At 48.1% G+C, this 491-nt stretch carries 1 pseudogene; it reads right to left on the bottom strand.

Annotated features, from left to right (window positions below):
* Window positions 1-491 (bottom strand): annotated as a pseudogene (locus tag Q1A70_RS20405) (type II secretion system protein); the annotation flags it as partial.

The following is a 491-nucleotide window of genomic DNA, read 5'->3' as shown; positions in this document are numbered from 1 at the left end:
TGAGCGACTGTGTAAACATTCGACAGCCCTTTCGAGACAATTTTTTGTGTGTTGTCGGAGTTGGCAATCGTGATGTCTTTCACGTTTGTCACCGCGTAACTTCCACCTGTGTCCCAGTTATCCGTGAGTTCGATGCTTCCGTCACGCTGTAAAAACTCATCGTAAAGCTGAGAGATTAACGGGTCATAAACCGTCACTTCGATATCGCCATTAGGTAAAGCTTTAGCCAATGGTAAAGTTAACAGCGGCACTGACCAGCGCGTACGGTACTCAAGTGAGGTGCTCGACAACGGAAACTTCAAGATTGCAAACGCAACCTCTCGTAGTTCATTACCGACGGTGACGGCTTTACTGCCTGCGGTGTAATCAATACGCTCCGTTGCCCAAGGAACATAGTCCGGTTGAATACAGCGACGAGCTTGTTCGTCTTCATTGCTGCACTCTATCCAAAACTGCTCATCGGGCGTCATCAAATCATTCAAGTTCGTCGG

The organism is uncultured Vibrio sp. (genome assembly GCF_947488985.1).
Lineage (GTDB): Bacteria > Pseudomonadota > Gammaproteobacteria > Enterobacterales > Vibrionaceae > Vibrio.
Note: the sequence above shows the minus strand (reverse complement) of the source record. Positions and strands in the feature narration are given on the sequence as shown.